10 protein-coding genes are annotated in these 17,146 nt (G+C 61.0%); 7 read left to right on the top strand and 3 right to left on the bottom strand.

Features of this window, described 5'->3' with window-relative positions:
- On the bottom strand, positions 1-1,712 hold a 1,712-nt coding region (locus tag D4765_RS15920; protein ID WP_201799339.1), incomplete at its 3' end, for a PA14 domain-containing protein.
- A 112-nt stretch (positions 1,713-1,824) separates the two neighbouring features.
- Between D4765_RS15920 and D4765_RS15915 the strand changes: the two genes are divergently transcribed.
- From D4765_RS15915 to D4765_RS15905, 3 genes are all read left to right on the top strand, one after another.
- Entirely contained in the window at positions 1,825-4,797 is a 2,973-nt protein-coding gene (locus tag D4765_RS15915; protein ID WP_136643309.1) for a Tn3 family transposase, read from the top strand.
- A gap of 151 nt (positions 4,798-4,948) precedes the next feature.
- Positions 4,949-5,578, top strand: coding sequence for a recombinase family protein (locus tag D4765_RS15910; protein WP_136643308.1), 630 nt, complete (start codon positions 4,949-4,951; stop codon positions 5,576-5,578).
- Between the two features lie 195 nt (positions 5,579-5,773).
- Positions 5,774-5,974: a hypothetical protein gene (locus D4765_RS15905; protein ID WP_136643307.1), complete on the top strand. Its 201-nt coding sequence runs from the start codon at positions 5,774-5,776 to the stop codon at positions 5,972-5,974.
- 61 nt (positions 5,975-6,035) lie between these two features.
- Here D4765_RS15905 and D4765_RS15900 read toward each other — a convergent pair whose 3' ends face one another.
- On the bottom strand, positions 6,036-6,611 hold the full coding sequence (locus D4765_RS15900; RefSeq protein ID WP_136643306.1) for a hypothetical protein: 576 nt from the start codon (positions 6,609-6,611) through the stop codon (positions 6,036-6,038).
- Positions 6,612-6,834: 223 nt separating this feature from the next.
- Here D4765_RS15900 and D4765_RS15895 point away from each other — a divergent pair, with 223 nt between their 5' ends.
- The 4 genes from D4765_RS15895 to D4765_RS15875 all read left to right on the top strand — a co-directional run bounded on the left by D4765_RS15895 (position 6,835) and on the right by D4765_RS15875 (position 9,332).
- A complete protein-coding gene (locus tag D4765_RS15895) occupies positions 6,835-7,128 on the top strand; it encodes an ArsR/SmtB family transcription factor (protein WP_136643305.1) in 294 nt (97 codons plus the stop codon).
- Entirely contained in the window at positions 7,125-7,391 is a 267-nt protein-coding gene (locus D4765_RS15890) for a hypothetical protein (RefSeq protein ID WP_136643304.1), read from the top strand. Before D4765_RS15895 ends, D4765_RS15890 begins: the two co-directional genes overlap by 4 nt.
- 78 nt (positions 7,392-7,469) lie before the next feature.
- Positions 7,470-7,937, top strand: coding sequence for a GNAT family N-acetyltransferase (locus tag D4765_RS15885; RefSeq protein WP_136643303.1), 468 nt, complete (start codon positions 7,470-7,472; stop codon positions 7,935-7,937).
- 243 nt (positions 7,938-8,180) lie between these two features.
- On the top strand, positions 8,181-9,332 hold the full coding sequence (locus tag D4765_RS15875; protein WP_161580472.1) for a hypothetical protein: 1,152 nt from the start codon (positions 8,181-8,183) through the stop codon (positions 9,330-9,332).
- Positions 9,333-9,841: 509 nt separating this feature from the next.
- Here the strand turns inward: D4765_RS15875 and D4765_RS15870 are convergent.
- Positions 9,842-16,780, bottom strand: a complete 6,939-nt coding sequence (locus tag D4765_RS15870) for a PA14 domain-containing protein (protein WP_136643301.1) — start codon at positions 16,778-16,780, stop codon at positions 9,842-9,844.
- Positions 16,781-17,146: the final 366 nt, after the last annotated feature.

Here is a 17,146-nt window from a genome sequence, read left to right as displayed (position 1 = left end):
GTGCGGTTGCCGTCCATTCCCGCGGCCGCATTCACCCCGCAGCCACCGGATGCCGCGAACCCGTAAACGAGACTGTGCCCGGCCGTCTGCGCGGTGGTCAGCCGGCCCGCGGCGTCGTACCCGTAGGCCGAGGTTTGCGCGGCCGTGGTGCCATCTTTGGTGGTGTCGGTCAGGATCCGGCCCGACTCCGATCGCGCCACTGTGTCGGTGAGGCCGGGCTGCCCGGCGATGAAGCTCCATGCCATGCTGCTGCTCGCGCCGACGCTGTTGCGCGTGAGCGCCAGCGCCGATCCGTTTCCGGCCGCACCCGCCCCTGCCGGGTAGCTGACGCCGATGAGCTGGCCGGCGTTGATTCCTGCGGTTTTGTCGCCATAAGCGGGAACCGCGATGACGGCGCCGTTAGCGGTGATCTGGGCGACTTTTCCGTCAGGGTCATAGGTCGCCGCCTGCACCGATGGGCTTGTCGATCCGTTCGCCAGGGTCGAAGTCGAGATGACCTGGCCGATTGCGTTGTAGGTCGGCGTCGTCACGGTGTTCCACACGTCGGTATAGTTCACGGCTCTGCCCAAAAGGTCTGAGGTGCCGCTGATTTTGCCTCCGGTTGTGGTGGAGGCGATGGAGTCGTCGACGACGGAACCTTTGAGCGGGTTGCCGGTCGCCGCACCGGTGTCGGTGAACGAGACGGTCACCGTTCGCGCAGGCTGACCACCGTACGCGGGATACACCGTTTTGATGGCCCGGTTGCGACTGTCGTACGTGATGCACTGCCAACCGCTGTCGGCCGAGGCCTGGGTCCCAGCGATCCGACTGTAGCTGTCGTACACGACGGAAGCGGCCGTGTTTCCGCCGCCCGCGGTCGTCGGGGAAGGCGTGCTCGTTGTTTGCAGCATCCCGTACTGCGGTGTGCCGAGCGGTACTCCGCAGACGGGTGTTGTGAGGGCGGGTTTGTATGAGGTTTCGTAGCCGGAGGTGTTCGAGTAGTAGCTGTACGTCGATGCGGCAAAAGCCGCACCCGTCGCGGTCGCAGCAGGCAGGGTCTTCCCCGCTCGGCGCTGATACCCCGCAGCAGTTGTCTCGTACGTGGTCGTGGTGGTCAGGTTCAGCGTGCCGGCCCCGGGGTCGATGGTGTTGGTGGCGGCCATCCCGAGCCACGGGCTCGAACCGTACGTCGTCGAGGTCGTGAGCGATGTCACGGCGGTTGTGCTGACTCCGGTTGTTCCGGCGGGCACTGCGTCGTCGGTTTTGCTGGAGGTAGCGAGCCCGTAGTCGGGGCTCAGCGCCTGGTGCGGGATAACTTGGTAGTTGGTGGTGCCGGGCAAAATCCAGGTCAGGGCGAGGTACGCGCCCGGGCCGGCCTGGTTTGCGTAGTCGAGCCGTACCGGGAGTACCGTGCCGGGGTCCTTGATCGTGACCATTCCAAGGGGTGACCAGTGAATACCGGAGCTGATGTTGTCGTTGAAGAGCAGGGTGTTGTCGACCCAGAGTACGGTGCCATCATCAGCCAACGTTTGCAGCGTGTACGTGCCGGCGGTGGGAAACGTGATCGTGCCCGTCATACGCGCAGACCACGACGCGGCCGGGATCCCGGGCATCGGCGAGCTGGTGTTCCAGTCCATGTTCACGTCGCCCGCGGTCGCCGTGCCGGGGATACCCAACGAGTACGCCTTCGGAACACCGGTCCACGACGGATTGTCGTAGTAGGTGCTGTTCAAGGCCTGCAGGTTCTCGTCATACCCGGGGTGTTGGTAACGGTGCTGTCACCAGCCCCAATGGGGGTTCTCGCTCGAGGTCCCGGTCGGTTGCGACTCGGGATAGTGTCCGAGTATGGACTCAGCCGTTGTTGATGTTGATGAGTTGGTCGAGTTCTGGACTCTGCTCGAGGTCGATCGTGAGCTGTTGATCGGCAAACGTGGTGCCACGGCCCTGGGTTTCGCGTTGTTGCTCAAGCACTACAGCCGGCATGGTCGGTTCCCGCGTGGCCGTTCAGATATGCATGATGTCGTGATCGATTTCGTGGCCCGCCAGGTTGGTGTGGACGGTTCCGTGGTCGGGTCCTACGCGTGGTCTGGCAGCACGATTGAGTACCACCGTGCCCAGATCCGCGCTCACCTTGGCTTCCGAGTTGCCACTGTTGCGGATCAGGAGGTGGGGACTGCCTGGCTCGCTGTGAACGTGGCCCACGCCGAGCGGCGACCCGAGCGCGTCAGGGAGGAGCTCCTGGCCCATTTCAGAGCGCAACACATCGAGCCTCCCACTCCCGGTCGAGTGCTGCGCATCGTGCGTTCAGCCTTGCGCGCGGCTGAACAGGCCTGGTCGCTACAGATCTCGCAGCGTCTGGATCCGCCCACGGTGGGTCGCCTGTTGAATTTGCTGACGCCCGAGGAGGGTACCGTCGAGGACGGAGTTGGCGAGTCAGGTACCGTTCTGGGGTCGATCAAGTCTGCGCCGGGCAACGTGAGCTTGGAGTCGATGATGACCGAGATAGGTAAGCTTCACGCGGTCCGTGCCGTGGGGCTGCCTGTTGATTTGTTCGCCGACGTGGCGCCGAAGGTTCTGGATGGGTGGCGGGCTCGGGCCGCTGTTGAGGCGCCTTCGCATCTGCGCCGGCATGCTCAGCCGTTGATCCTGACCGTGCTCGCGGCGTTGGTCCATCAACGTGAACGGGAGATCACCGACACGCTGGTGGAGTTGCTGATCGCCACGGTGCACCGTATCGGTGCCCGCGCAGAGCGGCGGGTCACCAACGAGTTGATTAATGCGTTCAAACGAGTCACCGGCAAGGAGAACATTCTCTTCTTGATCGCTGATGCAGCGTTGGCGAAGCCCGACGGGGCGGTGCGGGAAGTGGTCTTCCCTGCCGTGGCTGGCGGCGAGCAGACGCTGCGGGAGCTGGTCCACGAGTTCAAGACGAACGGTCCGGTGTATCGGCGCACGGTCCAGACCACGTTGCGGGCTTCATACACTGGGCATTACCGGCGCGGCCTGATCGCACTGCTGGAGGTGTTGGAGTTCCGAAGCAGTAACACCGCGCACCGCCCGGTGATCGATGCCCTGACGCTGATCAGGCGGTATGCCAAGACCGCCAACCTGACCTACTACCCGCTCGGGGAAACGGTCCCCGTCCATCGCGGTACCGCCGGAGACTGGTCGGACCTGGTCTACCGCACCGACACCCGAGGGCGGGGTCGGGTGGCCCGGATGGTCTATGAAGTGGTCACATTTCAGGCGTTGCGGGAGCAGTTGCGGTGCAAGGAGATCTGGGTGGTGGGCGCGGACTCCTGGCGTGACCCGGATGAAGACCTACCCCAAGACTTCGAGCAGCGGCGCAGTGAGAACTATCGAGAGCTGCGCAAGCCACTGGATCCCACTGTTTTCATCGATGATCTGCGACGGGAGATGACGGACGCCCTTACCGCGCTAGATTCTGCGGTCCCGTCGCTTGACTGGCTGAGCATCACCGATCGGCCCTCGGGTGCGATCACGTTGACGAAGTACGAAGCGGCCCCCGAGCCCCGCAATCTGCGACGCGTCAAGGACGAGGTGCAACGACGGTGGGGCACGATTGCGCTGGTCGACATGCTCAAGGAAACGGTGCTGCGCACCGGCTGCCTGAACGACGCCACCGCCGGAATCGGCACCCTCGACGTCGAGGTGTTGGCGGAACGGTTGATGCTGGCCATCTACGCCTACGGCACCAACACAGGTATCCGCGCGGTCGCCGCTGGCGGCGGGCATGGCCACACCGAGGATGAAATCCGTTACGTCCGGCGCCGCTACCTCACCCGCGACACCGCGCAGGCCGTCGCGATTGCTATCGCCAACGCCACATTCGCGGCGCGCCGCACGAGCCTATGGGGTGAGGGCTCCACTGCGGTCGCATCAGACTCCACACACTTCCGTTCCTACGATCAGAATATTTTCACCGAGTGGCACTCCCGGTACGGCGGGCGCGGGATACTCATCTACTGGCACGTCGAACGAGGGTCAATGGTCGTGCACTCCCAAACGCTACGGGCTTCCGCCTCGGAAGTTCACGCAATGATCGAGGGTGCGATCCGGCACGGCACGACGATGAAGGTTGAAGGCAACTACGTCGACACCCACGGCCAGTCCGAGATTGGTTTCGCCATCACCCGACTGCTCGGCTTCGACCTGCTGCCACGGATCAAGCAGATCAACAAGGTCCGCCTATACCGGCCGGCCACCGGTCAGCCCGACGCGTTCCCGCAACTCACCCCCGCCCTCACACGTCCGATCCGCTGGGATCTCATCGAGCAAAACTACGACCAGATGATCAAGTACGCGACCGCAATCAGACAGGGCACCGCCTCAACCGAAGCAATCTTGCGCCGCTTCACCCGCTCAGCCTCCCATCCCACCTACCAGGCGATGCTGGAAGTCGGGCGGGCACAACGCACCATCTTCGTCGCCCGATTCTTGCGCAGCCGCGAACTCCAACGCGAGATCACCGAAGGACTCAACATCGTCGAAGCATTCAACGGTGCGAACGCGGTCATCTACTACGGCAAGGGCGGTGAGATCGCATCCAACCGCCAAGACGAACAGGAAATGAGCGCGTTGTGCCTGCGGATTTTGCAAGCCGCTCTCGTCTACGTCAACACGCTCATGCTCCAAGACGTACTCGCCGAAGACGCCTGGGCCAGCCTGCTCACCACCGAAGATCGCCGCGGTCTCACCCCACTTTTTTGGCAGCATGTGCTCCCATACGGCGAAGTGAAGCTCGACATGACCACACGCCTCAGCATCCGAACCACCGAGCCTACCAGCAGCCCATAAGGCGGATCCTTCGACGTGTCACACATTCGCGAGTCAATCCGTTCACAGAACGTAGAATAAGTGAGTGGATAAGTGACAACCCGCGATGATGTGCACCGGCAATCGCAGGTTGTCACGTATTCGGTCGTATAAATGACAAGGAGGTGCCGGGGTGCTGGTCGGATATATGCGGGTCTCCAAAGCAGACGGTTCCCAGAGCACCGATCTGCAGCGCGACGCTCTCCTGATAGCCGGGGTCGATTCCGAGCAACTGTATGAAGATCACGCGTCCGGGCGAAAAGATGACCGTCCACAACTGGTTGCGTGCCTGAAGGGCCTCCGAGCAGGCGACACGCTCCTGGTGTGGAAGCTGGACCGGCTGGGCCGAGACCTCCGCCACCTCGTGAACACGGTGCACGATCTCACCGACCGCGGGGTCGGTCTGAAAGTCCTGACCGGCGAAGGTGCGGCGATCGACACGACAACGGCATCAGGGAAGCTCGTGTTTGGGATATTCGCAGCCCTTGCCGAATTCGAACGAGCGCTGATCTCTGAACGAACAGTTGCTGGCCTCAACGCCGCTCGTTCCCGCGGCAGAAGCGGCGGTCGGCCATACAAAATGACCGCCGCGAAAGTTCGGCTCGCGATGTCAGTGATGGGCCAGAAGGAAACCCACGTAGGACAACTCTGCAAAGAACTCGGCATCACCCGGCAGACCCTATACCGGCACGTTTCACCTACCGGCGAGCTTCGACCGGACGGAGCCAAATTGCTATCCAACAAGAAGAGCCAGGCCAAGTGAGAGTGAAGCTGAGAGCAGAAACACTGCCGGCGATCACGCTGGTAGCCTGATTCCTTCGAGACGTAGTCTCGGAGTCCTAAAGGTCGAGAAATGACACGAGCTGACGGCCAGATTTCGGAACACGCGATGGCGAGGGGTGGGTGTCCTCGACAATACGGAATCCGGTACCCATCGAAAACTTCTCGAAGTCCGCTGATGAGGCGTTTTGACGTCTTCGTTTTCCGTGATCAGCGGTGGTGGATCCTCGAAATTCCTGCACTCGGAACGATCAGCCAAGCCGAACGATACTCCGACGTACCCTCTACCGCACGGGACCTCATCGCGATCTGGCTCGACGCCCCCGCAGGCACTGTGCCCACCCCGCGAATCATCCGCCGCACCGGTCCGAGCATGTGATGCTCAGGCTTCCCGCACCGGCTAGCAGTGTTTCGATCCGCCGAAAGCATATGCTCATCGCCTACCCAGGGAACATCTCGCGGAAGCGTGCGTATGCGGCCGGATCCGCGGCGAGCTCCATCGCGGCACGCTGATTGCGAAGTCCCTCAAGTTGAAGCTCTTTACCTGCCTGGCTTTGACCTTCTATCGCGTCCTTAACGCGTTTCGTCAGCGGAGCCCCAATACCCTGCCGGAAATTGAAGCCCACAAGCTGCAGAACATTCACGGTCTCCACGGATAACAACGGTTTCAATGTCTGAATCTGCATCTTGATCTTCTCGCCGCCGCCCTCTTCCCCCATGCCGTCCGCTACCTCTTCCAACAACGGAACTACGGTGTCGGCGATGTATCGCACGTCTCCAGGAGTAAGTTGCTGGGCCACCAGCTCTTGTTGATACGACTGAGCGATGCGAGTCAGCTCGTTCTTATCCGCAATGAGAGCGGAAACGATCTGTTCCAATGCGTCGATTTGCTCACCCGCGGATTTGGACGCTCGCATCGCGCCAATCTTGTCCGTGATGGCCGACGCCGTATTTCGGGTAGCACTCGCCGCCAGCTGAATACCGAGGTCGATCAATTGGGGTGTCAACTCATCCATGATCCCAGCATCTCATTGAAGTCTCGCGGGGGTCGCTCAAAACTTGGGAGATCGAACCCAGCTAAGCCGCGCCGGAGGCAGTTGAGTTGCCGGTCGATCACCGGGCGATCAGTCATGCGATGAAGACGGACCTGCTCAACGCATGTTCCTGCGGCAACCAGTACTCGGTATTGACCTAGGGTTACTGCACGTGTAGGTTTTCTCTGACAGGTGGAGGTGATGAATGGCCGCGTTGAGCCAACGTCTAGCCGCTATCGCCAGCCCGCAACGTATGCGAATCATTGCTGAGTTGATGACCGGTGAAACACATGTGAGCGAACTGGCTCGTCGTGTGGGAATGTCGCGCGCCCTGCTCTACATGCACCTCACCAAGCTCCAAGAAGCCGGATTTATTCACGGACATCTTGCGCTGTCCGAAGACGGTAAAGCGCTCAAGCTCTTCGAACTCAGCGACTTCAGTATCACCATCACACCAGCGTCGATCGCGGCGGCCCTCCCCGAGGAGAACGAACAATGAACACAATGCTGAATGCAAGCGACTGGTCAAACGTGGGCGCGGCCGGCTGGATAATTCCTGTCGTTGCGATCATTGGTGGGCTGACGTGGTTGACCCTGTCCGCCTATTGGAAGTACCGGCAGCGCACATCCGAAGTTGCGAGCCCGGAGTTGCGCAAAGCACTGGACGCGAACACCGAGGCCAGCCGGGCTGTCCTGGCGAAACTCGACGCACTCGACCACCGCCTAGCTAGCGTCGAGAAGACACTGACAGACATCCCCTAATCTCGACGCCGCGCCGAGACCTACACGCTAAGAGACCGCCTAACGCTCGCTGCTCCCGTGAGCACAACAGATAATTGAATGGTGAGTTTCGCAGCCCTCTCCTTGGACGATGTCGACGGCGTGAGCGGATTCCTTCGCGAGGCTGACCTGACGCTGGCTGGCCTGGATGAGCCCGCATTGAACCTCTGGCTCGAGCGAGATGCCGACAACGAGATCATCGGCAGCACGGGATTCGAGCTAAGCAACGACCGTAAACACGCGTTAATACGCAGCGTCGCGGTCGCGCCCCACCACCGCGCAGCCGGAGCAGGCTCGCGGCTGGCAAGGTATGCGATGGGCCAGGCGTCCGGGATGGGAGCGACGCGAGCGTGGCTTTTTTCGCGCCGGTCCGGTCCCTTCTGGCAGCAGCTTGGATTCGCAGGTGCGGACAAGTACGAGTTGGCGGCTGCTCTGCCGGAAACGCATCAGGTACGCCTCTTCGTCGAAAGTGGGCAACTCGAACGCGAGGTTGCATGGACGCGGTCGCTAGGAAGCGATGCCCGCTGAGGGATTGACTACAAGACCAGTTCGGTTTCATAGAGGCTGGAAGCCAGCTGACGTTCGCTGTTCGGCGCCGTGACCGTGACATCCCGAACGTGTTTGAAGCCTTGGCGTTCGTAAAACTTTCGCAACCCTGGGTTATCGGTCGCGCAATCAAGCCGCGCCAAGCGCGTGCCGCGAAAACAGTCCATCCGCAGGCGAGACCGCAGCCGACACTCAGACCACGACCAGACGCCCCCATTGGGGCTGGTGACAGCACCGTTACCAGCACCCCTGTTCGCCGAAGACTATGTGTACGAATCCCAGCACGGTCACGTGCACGCAGCACCAGCGTTCGTTGGCCGCGCCGCGGTACCGAAAACGATTGGGTGGAAACAGGTATTCATCGAAAACCCAGACGACACCGACACCGACACCGACGATAACGCCGCCGGAGATGGCGCCGCTAACACGTCCGGGCTGGGCACCCACGCGTCACCGTTCGTGTTCGAGGGCAAGAACAAGAAACCGGAACACCCGAGCATGACGTGGCTGATGAAACAGCTCGAGAAACGTGACGTCGGAACCGGTGCGACCCGCACCTCGACATACGCCGAGGTCACGAAAGAACCAAGCGACGCGAACAAGTACCCGCTGATGAAAGACCAGCGCGGGAAAGTGACACTAACAAATTTCGGTGAGATGTCCTACCGTCTACTGCCCGGAACACGGATCGGGGATCTAGGAGCGACAGAGCACATCTACCAAGAAATGCAGGCCGTCGCGGACGGCACACGAACCGTTGAAGAAGTCATCGCTGTGGTCGCGTCCTGGGTCATCGAGGACATCGCCCAAATGAAAACCAACGCCGCCCTCATGCGCGACGCCCTCGGCCTCACCACGGCAGAACCCAAAGAACACGCCGAGGGTCATTGGGTGCCGGCCGGGAACCGGCCCGTCAGGTTTTCCAGAGTATGGAGCGGACACCGTTTCACAGACCAGGAATGCGCCGCGCTCCTCGCCGGTCAAGAGATCACGATCACCGCGGTATCGGAGAAAAAAGTACAAGCCCGCGCCGCGGACCCCACCTTCACCGTCCGCGGCACGCTCGCAGAGAAAACATTCGACGGCCGGAAAATGATCGGTTTCGATCCTGTTTTCGGGAACACAGACACCGCCGGGAACCCAACACCACCAGACAGCTGGTGCGGACACGTATTCACCCAGGCCGAGAAAAAAGTTCTCAGCACCGGCGGAGAAGTAACCGCGACCGACTTCATCAGCCAAAAACGCACCCGCTTCACTGCCGCCGTTCACTTCGGTCAAGACGGCGACCGCTGGAAAATCATCCCCACATTCACCCCGAGACCAAAAACCCAAAACAAACCACGAAGGAGCCAACCCACGAAACGGCATAAATGACACGGCGAGATATCCGCCATTCGCACCAGGGAACACCCCCGCGTGCGCGGCAGGCCAGACCTCATCCTGTCAGCTATCACCAACCCTGGCGGGAATGCCCCCCGCGTGCGCGGGGAAGAGATCGGCCACGCCTTGCGTGTAGCCGCCCTCCATGGGAACACCCCCGCGTGCGCGGGGAAGAGCTGGTAGCGATCGCGCTAGTCGCTAGGGATTCAGATCATTTGTATTCTGCGTGAGGCCGATCCGATGGGTAACGGTCTTGATCTTGCTGAAGGGCACCCATGACGGCGGGATATTTGCCACGAAAGGTCGTAGAACCCACCGAAGTAGACCTGCAATGAAGTTCACATCAAGCCATCCCAGGAACCTTCCGAGGCCAACTCCCCGCCAGAGCATGTACGGGGATGTGCATAACCAGACGACGATTCCCCCTGGGACCAGAATCCACAGGAAGAGTCCTCGAATCATGAGAAACAATAACGTGCCAAGCGCGCTCAAACCGGCCGGATTCAATAAAGCCCTCCCAAGAAATTCTCGATTTTGTCCAATTGCGGTGCAATGCCCCCAAAAATTTCCAAGCCATACTTCAGACGTTCCGGCTCGAGCACCATTGGCTCGGCAAACGCTTCACTTAGCTGATTGGAGCCACGATACATTCGGAAGCCGCCAGTAACAACGTTATATCCGCCAAATAGGATGCTGACGACTCCTACGGGAGCGCCTACTACCGTGTCCGCGGCTCCTATTCCAGCCGCGATGCCCTCCAATCCGGTCAACACTTTGTATCCGCCATAAATAATATTGAACCCTCCGGAAACGAATTTGGGGTTCGGGAGGTTGTAAGGCCCCTGCTTTGACTCTCGCATTCGCTCTGCTGCAGCTGGACCATTTCTCAGCGATGTTGCCAAGGGATCATTACCGACCGCGAGGCCGGCCATTAGTGCCGCGTAGGAGCAACCCCCACAGTCCTGTCGGTTGCCGCTGAGGTCGGTTTTGTTGATGGGGTCGGCGGGGTAGTTGTAGGGGTTGGCGTTTCCGCCTTCGACGGCGTCGGTGCTGAGGAATCGGCCGAGTGCTGCGATGTATTGGCGGGCGCCCATTTCTGTGGTGGCGATGGTGCCTTGGTGTTCGTAGAGTTTCGCGTTGCTGCCGAGCCAGCCGTAGTCCGCGGTTCCAGGGAGGTTGTTGGGGACGGTGTTGTCGCTGGTGGTGGTGCCGATGACGCCGGTGGTGCTGATGGGTTGGCCGTAGGGGTCGTATCGATACTGGGCTGACCGGGTCGCGGTTTGGGTCGCAGTGATGATGGTGTCGCCGTGGATGTTCGGATACGACCAGGTCTGGTTCCCGGTAGCAGGAATCACGAGCGATACTCCGCCGGGGAGGGAGAGCATCCGCTGGATGCTGCTGGTGACACCGTCCTTGATCTGCGCAGGTGCGTCGCCGCCGCCTGCGTAGAGGTAGTAAACAGTGGAGGTGCCAGTTCCTGCGCCGGTGCCAGGGACAAAGGTGGTGCGTGAGATGATCCGATTGGTGGCATCTCGGGCGTAGGTGATGGTGGTGGTGTCGGCCAGGGTGGTTTTCATGTGCCGATCCACGGCGTCGTAGGTGAGGGTCTGGTCCGCGAGTGTTGTCGTGTTGCCGTGCGAGTCGTAGACGATCTTCGCGGCCGAAAGGGAAGCGTTGGTCGTATCGGCGCCGGTGACCGGGTTGGTGACGGTGGTGGAGGTGAGCCGGTCGGTGTTGTCGTAGCAGTACGCCGTCGATGTCGTTACCGCACCGACCGTGTCGGTCATGGCTGTCCGGTTCCCGTCCAGGCCTGCGGTGGCGTTGGTCCCGCATCCGCCGGTGGCGGCGAAACTGTAGGTGAGGGTGTTCCCGGGGATTGTTGCTGTTACGAGCCGGCCTGCGGTGTCGTATGCGTAGGTCGAGTTCGCTGCTGGGGCGGATCCGTCTTTGGTGCTGTCCTGCACGATCCGGCCGGACTGTGACCTGGTGACGGTGTCTGTCATCGTGTTCTGGCTGGGGAACGTCCAGGACAGGCCAGTTGTCGCGCCGACGCTATTTCGGGTGATCGCCGACAGGGCGGAACCGTTACCCGCGTTGCCAATACCTGACGGGTATTGCACCGAGCTCAACAGTCCAAGTGATGTTCCGGTGGTTCCGTATGTGGGTACCGCGATGACATTGCCGCCATCGGTAACTTGCGTCACTTGGCCCTCGACGTTGTATGCGACTGCCCGTACGGGCGAGGCTGCGGCGCCGTTGGTTGTGGTCGTCGAAGACGTCGCCTGTCCGAGCACGTTGTACGCCGTCGTTGTGAGAGTGTTCCACACGTCGGTGTAGGTCAGAGTGCGTCCGAGGAGGTCCACGGTCGCCGTGATCTTGCCGGCCGTCGTGGTCGCACCGAGACTGCTGTCTGTGACCGAGCTGGTCAGTGGGTCGTTCGCGGCACCGGTGTAGCTGTTCGTGACCGTACGGGCTGGCTGGCTGCCGTAAAGCGGGTATGTGGATGTTAGGACTCGGCTGCGGGCGTCGTACGTGATGCAGGTCCAGTTCGTGTCAGTAGAGGGCTTCGTGGCCGCGACCCGGCCGAGCGCGTCGTAGATGACCGACGATGTGACAGCCGCACCCGTGTACGGGGTCGGGGTTGTCGTTTGCTGGAGCATTCCGTATTGCACGGTCGTCACCGGCACGCCACAGACCGATGCCGTGAGCGCCGGGCTGAATGCGGCACCGTAGCCACCAGTGTCGGGGTAGTACGTGTATGTCGAGCTGGCGTTGGCTGCGCCGGATGCGACCGCGGAGGGGAGTTTTTTGCCCGTTCGTCTGAGATATCCGGCGCTGGCAGTCTCATAAGTGGTCTGCGTGGTCAGATTCAGTCCGGCCGGGTCAATACTTGTCGAAGCGGTCATGCCCAGCCACGGGTTTGCTCCGTAGTTCGTTGACGTCGTCATCGCAGGCGCCGCAGCGCCAGTGATACCGGCGGGTACTGCGTCGTCGGTGGTCGTTGACGTGGCGAGGCCGTAGTCGGGTTTCAGATCGGCGGCGGGGATTACTTTGCTACCGGAACCGTCTGGTGGCGTCCAGAACAGTGCAAGGCTCGCGCCTGGGCCGGCTTGGTTGGCGTAGTCGAGCCGGATCGGGAGGGTGGTCCCTGCGGTGATGCCGGTGAGAGTTCCGACCGGCGACCAGTGCGCAACGCTGTTGATGTTGTCGCTGATCTTGATGACGTTGTCGATCCACAGTTGGGTGCCATCATCGGCGACGGTCTGGAACTGGTAATCACCGGTGTAAGGAAACGTTATCGTGCCGGTGAGACGCGCCGACCACGACGCCGCTGGCACGCCCGCAGCCGGCGAGGTCGTGTTCCAGTCCTTATTCACGTCCCCGGGGTTCACTGTGCCGGGGATCCCGAGACTGTACGCCTTGGGTACACCGGTCCAGTTTGGGTTGTCGTAGTAAGCGACGTTCAGGCCCTGTAAGCCTTCGTCGTACCCGGTATGGGTGTGAGTTGTTGTTGTCGCACACGACGAGGTCGGAGTGAGGCCAGCCGTATAGCACGGTGTCGGTGCCGGTCCGTAGCTGTCAGTTGCCCTGTTCCGCCCGTCGTACAGGGTGGTGGTTTCAAGTCCTTGTGGGCTGGTTGTGGTCAGTGGAAGGTCTTGAGCGGTGTTCCAGGTGCTGGTGCTGGTCAGCCCAGTCGGGGAGGTTGAGGTTAGGGTGCGATAGGCGCTGTCGTAAGTGACTGTTTGCGCGTGTCCCGTACCGACGCGGGTGTTGGGGAGCGGAACGCCTGCACTGTCGACAATGTCGACGTACGTTGTTGACGCTACTGCTGGGGTAAGCGTGTCGCCGTAAGTATATTTCTTGGTCGGTTTTGATGTCGTCGTCGCTCCGTCCGGCGCTGGTAGGGCGACGGTTGTTGCGCGGCCTGAGGTGTCGTAGGTGAGGTCAGTCCGGTTCGCCGTCCCGGCGGTGCGAGACGCGTTGGCGAGGAGCCAGTCGTTTTGGATGATGTTTCGGATCGTGGCCACTTGGCCGGCGGATGTGTAGGAGAACGAGGATTGAGCGTTGCCTGGGTTGGTGATGCGAACGAGATAGCCGTTGGTGTCGTATTCAACGTCTGTCATGTCAGCTGCACCAACGACGTGGCCCGGGTAGATGATGCGGCACAGCAAGGGCCCGGTGATCTGCGCCACCGCCGCGCTGAACGCGGCTGGATCTGTTTTACAGACGCGACCGCTGACTTGATCGCCTGCGGCCATGCCAACGGATGCTGGGGTGTCGGTGGTGTAGATGAACTGCACACTCCGGCTATACACGGCAGGGGTTGCGCCGTTGCTTGAGAGCCGGTCGCTGATTTTGTCCACAGCGCCTGTATCGGACCGGAAGGTCACTACGGGGGCCGCGGGTTTTAGGGCTTCCTGCGGGCTTGAGACTTGAATTACTGCTCCGGCGCTATTGAACAGATACGTCGTGCCGACTTCGTCGGTGAGGCTGACCTGCCCAGAAGCATCGAGTGCGAGAACGCCATCTTCTCCTGCGGGTGGGGTGTATCCGCCCGTGGTTTTCTTTATGTACGAGTGGGTGGCCCCGGAGTTGTCGGTGAGGACGATGGAGCCTTCGTTGACTTTGGCGTTGGAGTAGAGTCCGTTCGGTCCCGCGATCGGGGTGGAGCTTGACCAGCCGATGGGGAGGGTCGCAACGGATCTGGTGAACCACGATGCGGGCACGGCTGTGCCGGGCCCGGTGTCGCCGTGTTTCCGGATGAGTAGGTGTACTTGTGCCCCGCCACCGTTTTCGTAGTACTGCACCTTGATGGGGACGGGTGTTGTCGACAGGGACGTTTGAGAACCCCAGCCTGCGATGGCGGCGTCTGTCCACTGATCGACGACGGTCGAACCGTTGATATAGACGCGCATTCCGTCGTCACGCACGTAACCGATGTCGTAGCTGGTTGATGTTGCGTCGGGTGAGCGGATGAAACCGGTCCACTGGGCCAGGAACTGGTCAGAGTTCACCCCGGCGGACGGGGATCCCGTGTCCCAGTTGAAGTCAATCACCGGGTCGACCCTGGTGAGGACTTGTTTGGCGGTGCTGATGTCGTTCCAGGTACCGGACGTGCTCGCGTTGAAATAGGTCGCGTTCAAACCCGCGTTCGAGGTCGCCTGGGAGTTGTAAGAGAACGACATCCCCATCGCGCCTCCCACGGTAGACACGGTGGGCGAGGAGAAGGCCATGTTCACGTTGCCGCTGGCGAGGTTCACGCTCACCGGCCCTGCCGCGTCAGAGGGCGACGGCCCACCGGAACCGAGACGTTTGTTCACGGTGAAGGTTTTTGTCCAGAACGGGTCAAAATCTCCGGAGCCATCGTGGGTGCGTACCGTCCAGGTGTACGTTCCGCCGTCTTGCAGCGAGCTGTCCGGTGGCGTCCAGGTGGTTCCGGATTGCCAGCCAGAGCTGACGACCGCGCCGTTGATGGCGTCGGTACCGGTCGCGACCTGAAAATTGAACGTCGTTCCAGCCGGCGGTGCTGCTGCGACGCTGAATTGTGGTGTCGGGGTGACAACGATTGCTTTGTCGGCGGGAAGGGCAGCGTTTTTGTCTGGGATCACCGGGTTGTCGGTGGTGAAACTGTAGATCGGGGTGTTTGGCCAGACCGGGTAGGACGGTTCGTAGTTGTAGTAACCGTCCCGAACCCACGACCGCCAGTAGTAAGTCGTATTGGGCTGCAGCAGATTCTTGGGGACGGTGAACGCGCCGTCTTGGAGCCATCCGGTGTCCCAGAGGGTATTCACGTCTGGGTTCGGGTTCGTGCTAAGCCTGATGAGGCGCCCCATTGGAGAATCGGTGGGGTTCGTTTCCCCGTTCACCGCCATGACCGGTGTCAGGGACTGACTGGTGGCGCCGTCTGCTGGGACCGGTGACGTACCGACGCCTGGGTAGTCTTTGTACCCGACGTAGAGGCGGGTGTCGAAGACTTTCAGGGTGTACTGGCCGGGGGTTTCATCGCCGCCGAAGAAGAACCCGTATCCTGTGGTGCCACTGCGCACCCAGTCGGCGATTTGATATCCGATGCCGGTAGTCGTCGGGTCCGTGTTGCCGCCGGTGTTGTTGTCTACGGTGAGAGAACTGAGTGCCGCGCCACCACAGTTCGGACCGTCACACGTCGCAGCATCTACCGCGCCGCCGTGCGGGTCCTGACTGTAACCGTTTGAGACGGCAGTGACGGCGATATAGCCGCCGACGATCTGCTTGCCGAAGAACTGTTCGTAGTTGTAATGCACGACCGAGCGCCACACACCGTTACCGTTCGAGTTGCCGACCCAGAGGTGATTGTTGGTGTTCGTGAGGTTCGTGTTCACGCCATCTGTCGTGCGAAATGCAAGCGTTCTGTCATTGTCAGCGGACCCGGTTGATGGGTCAACCGAGACCGGGTACACGCGAGCAGGGTCGTTCACCCAGGCCGAGTTCGGGGCGACGTTGATCAGGTAATTGTCGCCCTGTTTCAACAGATTCAACCGCACGGTCGCCGAGGCATCTGCTTTCTTGTCCGTGCCGGAGCTGTCCCACATCGTGGGCGCGGGAACAGTGAATGCCGTCTCACCGAGAGCATCCTTGAACGTGATACCGCCGTCAGCGTCCTTCACGGCGGTGAGGCCCGGCGCGTTGACCTGCCACGTCCACATCGGTGCGGTGTCTGGTTTGCTGTTCAGTCGGAGAACCTCGTTCACGCCCGCGTCTGTGACGTCGTAGACGAGGTCGGTGTTCGTGAAGACGTTTTTGTACTCAAGATGGTTCTTCGTGTTCGACCACGGAGACAAGTCACGTTCAAGAACCGAGTGCGCAGCGCCCTGCAATCCGAACCCGAGAGTGGCACCGTCTTTCGTCATCGTTACAACGTTGGCGTCGTCGGCGTACTGCGAGAACTCTGGATGCAGCGGGTGCACCGCGACTTTCGCACCGCCCTGGCCAAGCCACGAAAACGCACCGGTCGTAGACAGGTCCGTTTGAATCGGTACCCACGCATTGTTCTGGCTTGGGTCCTGCACGTTGATCGGTGTCGGTGACACTGCCTGGATTTTCATACCCGCGGGGCCGGCGTAGGTATCGGTGAACTCTGTGGCCGCCAACACCGGCTTACCGGTCGGATCAAAAGACTTAACCGCCGCATCGCCAGGAGTAGTCGCTGGGTCAGTAGTCGACGCGGGAGAGGGCGTATCGACAGGCGGGGCAGCGGCCGGTACCGATGTGTCAGGCACAAGCGCGGACGGGGTCGGTAGCACAGGCGTTTGCGATTGCTCCACCGGTGCCACCTGCGCGGAAGCTGTCGGGTCTGGCGCGGGAGTACTATCATCCGCCTGTGCAGGAGACACCAACCCGAGAACAAGAATGACAGACAATACCAGCGACGTTGCCGTCGTAATTACAGGTCGAAACGAAGCCACAGTTCAAGCCCCAACTGACAAAAGTCACCCCATGGCCCCCACAATGGGTCCCCTGAAAGTGACCTTAGGGCACACATACACCTGTGCCGCGCCAAGCTCTCTCCTGAGTCAGCCAGGCTCAACTTTTAATGGTGTCCCCATTAATGTGGACACTATTCCATGATTGAGGCAGCTCTATCCCTGAAATGCGCGGAAGTGCGTAACCGACCTACGGTGACCCCAATATCACTATGATGTAAAATCGCACAGAAAAAAGGGAGATTTAACACCATACTCATAGCTTTGCGAAGGCCCTGACTGGGTGCCAGGAACAATCGCTACCAAACGAACTCAATGAAGAACTCCGTCCGGCCTTCCGCTCCGGAA

This window comes from Subtercola vilae (genome assembly GCF_004923255.1).
Classification (GTDB): Bacteria; Actinomycetota; Actinomycetes; order Actinomycetales; family Microbacteriaceae; genus Subtercola; species Subtercola vilae.
Note: the sequence above shows the minus strand (reverse complement) of the source record. Positions and strands in the feature narration are given on the sequence as shown.

What these genes read in the sequence shown, in the direction of transcription:
- D4765_RS15885 (WP_136643303.1), top strand. Translation starts at nt 7,470, where the DNA reads ATGGTGAGTTTCGCAGCCCTCTCCTTGGACGATGTCGACGGCGTGAGC.
- D4765_RS15890 (WP_136643304.1), top strand. Translation starts at nt 7,125, where the DNA reads ATGAACACAATGCTGAATGCAAGCGACTGGTCAAACGTGGGCGCGGCC.
- D4765_RS15900 (WP_136643306.1), bottom strand. Translation starts at nt 6,611, where the DNA reads ATGGATGAGTTGACACCCCAATTGATCGACCTCGGTATTCAGCTGGCG.
- D4765_RS15905 (WP_136643307.1), top strand. Translation starts at nt 5,774, where the DNA reads ATGAGGCGTTTTGACGTCTTCGTTTTCCGTGATCAGCGGTGGTGGATC.
- D4765_RS15895 (WP_136643305.1), top strand. Translation starts at nt 6,835, where the DNA reads ATGGCCGCGTTGAGCCAACGTCTAGCCGCTATCGCCAGCCCGCAACGT.
- D4765_RS15915 (WP_136643309.1), top strand. Translation starts at nt 1,825, where the DNA reads ATGGACTCAGCCGTTGTTGATGTTGATGAGTTGGTCGAGTTCTGGACT.